This is a genomic window from Wenyingzhuangia aestuarii, assembly GCF_011927765.1.
GTDB lineage: Bacteria > Bacteroidota > Bacteroidia > Flavobacteriales > Flavobacteriaceae > Wenyingzhuangia > Wenyingzhuangia aestuarii.
In genome coordinates, this window is sequence record NZ_JAATJG010000032.1 from 1 (window position 1) to 4062 (window position 4062).

At 28.4% G+C, this 4062-nt stretch carries 6 protein-coding genes and 1 pseudogene; all 7 read right to left on the bottom strand.

Annotation, left to right across the window (positions count from 1 at the left end):
* Nucleotides 1–257: 257 nt before the first annotated feature.
* Nucleotides 258–785, bottom strand: coding sequence for a GNAT family N-acetyltransferase (locus GGR97_RS15090; RefSeq protein WP_167899358.1), 528 nt, complete (start codon nucleotides 783–785; stop codon nucleotides 258–260).
* Nucleotides 782–1204 (bottom strand): GNAT family N-acetyltransferase, encoded by a 423-nt coding sequence (locus GGR97_RS15095; protein ID WP_167899359.1) that lies wholly within the window; start codon nucleotides 1202–1204, stop codon nucleotides 782–784. Before GGR97_RS15095 ends, GGR97_RS15090 begins: the two co-directional genes overlap by 4 nt.
* A gap of 217 nt (nucleotides 1205–1421) precedes the next feature.
* The gene (locus tag GGR97_RS15100; RefSeq protein WP_167899360.1) at nucleotides 1422–1847 is read right to left on the bottom strand and encodes a hypothetical protein; all 426 of its coding nucleotides are present in this window, start codon (nucleotides 1845–1847) and stop codon (nucleotides 1422–1424) included.
* Between the two features lie 502 nt (nucleotides 1848–2349).
* Complete coding sequence (locus GGR97_RS15105) at nucleotides 2350–2652, bottom strand: type II toxin-antitoxin system RelE/ParE family toxin (RefSeq protein ID WP_167899361.1); 303 nt, start codon at nucleotides 2650–2652, stop codon at nucleotides 2350–2352.
* Nucleotides 2652–2873, bottom strand: coding sequence for a hypothetical protein (locus GGR97_RS15110; RefSeq protein ID WP_167899362.1), 222 nt, complete (start codon nucleotides 2871–2873; stop codon nucleotides 2652–2654). The genes GGR97_RS15105 and GGR97_RS15110 overlap by 1 nt, the downstream gene beginning before the upstream one ends.
* A gap of 302 nt (nucleotides 2874–3175) precedes the next feature.
* Entirely contained in the window at nucleotides 3176–3757 is a 582-nt protein-coding gene (locus tag GGR97_RS15115; protein ID WP_245229527.1) for a hypothetical protein, read from the bottom strand.
* A gap of 126 nt (nucleotides 3758–3883) precedes the next feature.
* Nucleotides 3884–3952: pseudogene (locus GGR97_RS15465) on the bottom strand (HNH endonuclease); the annotation flags it as partial.
* Nucleotides 3953–4062 lie beyond the last annotated feature (110 nt).

Here is a 4062-nt window from a genome sequence, read left to right on the forward strand (position 1 = left end):
CTTTTTTTCATTTCGACAAGAAGTTAAACTAAATGTCAAACATATTATGAATATTATTTTTTTCATTATGCTTGCTTGTAACGGTTTTGGCTAGGCTTTGTGCGGGAAGAAAATCGCCAAGATTTTCAGACTGGACTAAGCCGAAGCTTTTTGTTTGGATTTGTTTCTTTGATTTTAACTAAGCCAAATCAACAAGATTTGGCGACTTAGTAAATATACACAAAACTTTGAAGTTTAAAACCAAGCCCGTATGAAGTTTAGCCGGTGTTGGCTTTAGTATTTTGTTTCAGGTTATTTTTAAGAATCTGCATATTTATAGCTTTCCATTTTTTTCCATTTACTATAGAAATACTCGTTTTACTAGAATTAATCTTAAAACCTATATTTTCATAACACTTTATCGCACAAATATTCCAATCGAAAACATTTAATTCCACTTTTTCTTTATTTAATTCGTTGAAAGATTTGTCTAATAGTTGTTTAATAATTTCTTTTCCGTAACCTTTTCCTCTTTGATTTTTTTCTCCAATTAAAATTCTACAGATTTTAACCGTATTTTCTTCTTCAGAGGGAGATATTTCGGCATGTCCAATTACATTTCCATTATTCAAGTTGATTACTTTAAACGATAATCTTTGTTCATTGTTTACATATTCGTTTAGTTGTTCTATTGTCAATGGAAAAGTAAATATTGCTCCAGCAAATTGAGTTAGAGTTTCTTCATTAGATGACCAGTTTATTAATCTTCTAAAATCTTTTTCATTAAATTTTTCAATTGCAATCATTTCAATTTTTTTCGATAATAATATTTGTCGTGACTTTGAGGATAATTTGTTTCAGTTCCTATTTTCTCGAAACCTTTTTTTTCATAAAAACCAGGTGCTTGAAATGAAAAAGTGTCGAGTGATATAAAATTACATTTTCGTTTTAGAGCTTCATTTTCGGCAGCTTTAATTAGCTTGGAGCCTATTCCTTGATTTCTATAATTGTCCTTAATAACGAAAGTTTTTATTTCTAAGGTTCCCCAAATACTTCTGCCATAAATTCCCCCTAAAATATCATTATTATCATCTTTGATAATTATTTCAAGAGGTTCATTTATATATTTTGAACTGTCGATTTTTTCAGAATTATATTGAACTAACATTTTAACAATGGTTTCTTCTAGTTCTGGTGTGATTTTATTGTTAGTTAAAATTTTCATTCAATATTAAAGCCAACGGTTTTGGCTAGGATTAGTACGGGATTGAAAATCGACAAGATTTTCGAGAACGGACTGAGCCTAAGCTTTTTGTTTGGATTTGTTTCTTTTAATTTAACTAAGCCAAATCAACAAGATTTGGCGGACTTAGTAAATATACATAAAACATTGGAGTAGGGAAAAGAGCCCGTATTAATTTTAGCCGGTGTTGCCATGCGTTTTATTCAATTCGCTTATAACTATGAAAATTCCCTCTAGGTAAATAAATAATTTCTAAATCTTCCGTTGTTAAATTCTCTATTACATATTTAAGCGTATCATTTCGATTTGTTAATAATAGAGTTTTAGAATTGTTATTTGTCTTTATATTGTAATTATAGATATCCGTAGAATCAATAGCGACACCTTTATATTTAAAAATCCATTCATATTTAGTAATTCTCACAGTTGCTAATGAATCATTTAGATTTAACCAAGTTCCGTCTTTAATTTTTTCGAACACTTCAAAATCTCTTGGAAAATGATTTATCTTATTGTTAATATCTGTTTGGACTCCTTTTGCAAAATCATACATGACGTATGTGTAATAACTAATTGTTGTAAATAAAATTCCAAGAGTCAAAATTAATGTTTTTTTATATTTCATTTATAATATTTTCTTAGATCAATATTGGTACAACGTATAGTAAAGGAAAAGTAATTAATCCAATAAATCCAATTAAGTTTTCTTTTAAATAATTCACGAATTTTGGCTTAGTTAAAATTAGAAATCTAATTTCAGTTATTAAAAAAATTAAATAAACCCAAATAACTACATATGCAAAAAAATAAGCCCCAATAAATCTAAGCTGTTCAATTATCATACAAACAATAAAAATAAATAGAGATATAATGTTTAAATTTCTTATAATATTTTTCATTCATTTTAATGCTTGGCAACGGTTTTGGCTAGGCTTTGTGCGGGCTTGAAAATCGACAAGATTTTCGAACACGTACTAAGCCTAAGCTTTTTGTTTGGATTTGTATTTTTTAGTTAAACTAAGCCAAATCAACAAGATTTGGCGACTTAGTAAATATACACAAAACTTTGAAGTTTGCACAAAACCCGCATGAAGTTTAGCCGGTGTTGTACTGCGTTATTTCACTATTTATATTTCTTTTTTCAGTTTATTAGGATTTTGACGTGTGTCAAATATCGTAACAATTGTAATTTTTTTACTGTTATGTCTGTAGAATAAAGTTGTTTGTTTTGTAATTACGCATTTATGCAACCCAACTTTTTTTTCAGATTGAGGAAAACTTTCAGGATTAGTTTTTATTAAGTTTATGTTTTTATCTAGCTTCTTTACGAAGTCAGATTTAACTTTCATACTCCAATTTTCAACTAGAAATTTAAATAGTTTTTCAAGTTTTTTCTCAGCTGTTTTTGAAATAATTACAGTTCTACTCATTATCTGTGAGAAGCCATAAAAGTTTCATAATTTGTTGTTTCACCTTGAGATATTTCAATATCTGCATTGTCAATTTCTCTTTGTTGTTCCGAACTAAGTTCATCCCAAAAATCAGAAGTTTTATCTTTTTTTAAAATGTTTTTTATAGACTCAAGTATTGAAGGATTGTTTGTGTTTAACAACAATTTCATTAATTCTAATTTTTCAGCTTGTATATCCATAATTAAAAGATTTATTACAAAAATAGGAAATTTCGAATTGAATATAGTTTTTCGGTGTTACTATTTAATGCAGTACAACGGTTTTGGCTAGGCTTTGTGCGGGCTTGAAAATCGACAAGATTTTCGAACACGGACTAAGCCGAAGCTTTTTGTTTGGATTTGTTTCTTTGATTTCACAAAGCCAAATCAACAAGATTTGGCGACTTAGTAAATATACACAACACTTTGAAGTTAGAACTAAACCCGCATGAAGTTTAGCCGTTGTTGTACCTAGTTTTTATTTATTTAAGTTGTAAATTTCTCTATTTTGTGTAATCTTGAAATATTTGTTCTAATTCTTCTATGGGATGAAAGCCTGATTCAACCTCTGAGTGAAGATAAAAATTATCAATATATGTAATTTCAGTAAGTGTATGAGGTAAATCTTTAATTGATATATTTTCTTTAAGCTCATTTATTGGTACGGGTATATATTCTTCATTGCTTTGTTTTCTCCATACATAATCAGCTCTTGACATTACATATATAGATTGCTCATCTTTAGAGAAACCACTTTTAAGAATTACATATTTCCCATTATGATTTTTAAAGAAAGGAACTCCTTTTTTCAAATTATTATAATATGCTGATAATGGATTACCTTCTATAGATTTCGGTGTACTAGGATATTCGTTAGGCTTATCATTATAGAAAATAATGAGTTGTGCTGCATTAGGAGTTTTAGACATCATGTAATTTGTTTCTGGAATAGACTCGGGTTTAATGTCCTCTTGATTAAAAATCCACTCTCCTAATTGTCCCTGAGATGAAATTTCACCCTTTTTTGACCAATTAATTAAGTTATGTCTTGCATTATCTGATTCTTGTTTAGTAACAGTTCGCATCCATTCAAAATTTTGTTCTAGTTGACCGTATAAAGGTTTTGATGGACGTGAAAAAAAATTATCAATACTTCCATATTTTATAATTATTCTCGAAAGTGTTATTGGATTTAATAAGACATTTTCTAATTTAGTTATCCATCTTAAATTTTCAGGTCTATTATTTTTTCTATTAGTGTCAATATGGTCAACAATATGTTTTTCAGAGGGTTGTTATTTTAGCCCCCAATAAGTTCGGAGTGTTCTTTTAAATTTCAAACTAATATATTTGAAATATGAAATACAAGAAATGGGAGTTGTCCCAGAAG

Coding starts and splice junctions, on each gene's coding strand:
- GGR97_RS15095 (WP_167899359.1), bottom strand. CDS start 1,204: ATGAAAATTTTAACTAACAATAAAATCACACCAGAACTAGAAGAAACC.
- GGR97_RS15110 (WP_167899362.1), bottom strand. CDS start 2,873: ATGGATATACAAGCTGAAAAATTAGAATTAATGAAATTGTTGTTAAAC.
- GGR97_RS15115 (WP_245229527.1), bottom strand. CDS start 3,757: ATGCGAACTGTTACTAAACAAGAATCAGATAATGCAAGACATAACTTA.
- GGR97_RS15100 (WP_167899360.1), bottom strand. CDS start 1,847: ATGAAATATAAAAAAACATTAATTTTGACTCTTGGAATTTTATTTACA.
- GGR97_RS15090 (WP_167899358.1), bottom strand. CDS start 785: ATGATTGCAATTGAAAAATTTAATGAAAAAGATTTTAGAAGATTAATA.
- GGR97_RS15105 (WP_167899361.1), bottom strand. CDS start 2,652: ATGAGTAGAACTGTAATTATTTCAAAAACAGCTGAGAAAAAACTTGAA.